Source organism: Pelomonas sp. KK5 (genome assembly GCF_001984095.1).
Taxonomy (GTDB): Bacteria; Pseudomonadota; Gammaproteobacteria; order Burkholderiales; family Burkholderiaceae_C; genus KK5.
In genome coordinates this window covers 1-788 of record NZ_LYVQ01000516.1, presented here as the reverse complement: position 1 = coordinate 788, position 788 = coordinate 1, and the positions used below count along the sequence as shown (strand labels likewise).

Genomic DNA, 788 nt, shown 5'->3' with positions numbered 1-788 from the left:
GCCGTGGACGCCCTCTACGAGCTGGCGCTGCGCACGCTGCGCCAGCCCGGCTGAGCACGGCCCGCCTGCCTGTCTATTCCTCTTCCTCGGCCGGCGCCTGGTCGTTGTCCTTGCTGGCCTGGCGCGCGAGCTTGTCGCGCAGCGGCTGCAGCTCGTCGAGCAGCGCCTGCGGCGGCTTCGGCGAGGCCATGCGCAGCGCCGGGGGCGGCAGCGCGCTCAGGTAGGTGGGGCCGAACCAGTGCTGCTGCTCCAGGCGCCGCGCCAGCGTGAGGCCCATGCCCAGCACCAGCAGCACGCCCAGGCCCAGCGCCAGCCCGCGCCGCGCCCGCGGCCAGACCACGACGGCATGCCACCAGATCAGCGCCGCCGAACCGGCGGCCATCACGATCTCCTCCAGCCCCAGCAGGCGCGGCAGCGAGAAGGCGTAGGCAAGACCTGGCACCACCAGCCCGATGGCATAGATGGCCAGCAGCCAGGCGAGCACGCGGCGCAGGTGCGTGGCGAAGGGGAAGCGGTGCTGGAACAGCTGCGTCACCAGCGCCCACAGCGCCGACCAGGCCAGCACCGCGGCCAGCGGGCCCAGCACCGGCGCCGCGTACTCGACCAGCGAGGTGCCCGGGTCGGCGCCCAGCCACTGCTCGAAGGCCAGCGCCAGCAGCCATACCGGCAGCGCCACGGCCAGCCACAGCGCGCTGGGCTTGACGCTGCGGTGCTGGTGGCGCTCCAGTGGCAGCTCCGGCGCCAGCGGCTCGGCGGTGCTGCGCCAGCGCAGCTGGGTGGCACCGAGC

The 788-nt window shown here is 74.6% G+C and carries 1 protein-coding gene; it reads right to left on the bottom strand.

The features are described from left to right. Positions 1-73: 73 nt before the first annotated feature. Positions 74-788, bottom strand: a 715-nt coding sequence (locus tag B0W88_RS34165; RefSeq protein WP_077038442.1) for a hypothetical protein, incomplete at its 5' end; no start/stop codon positions are given.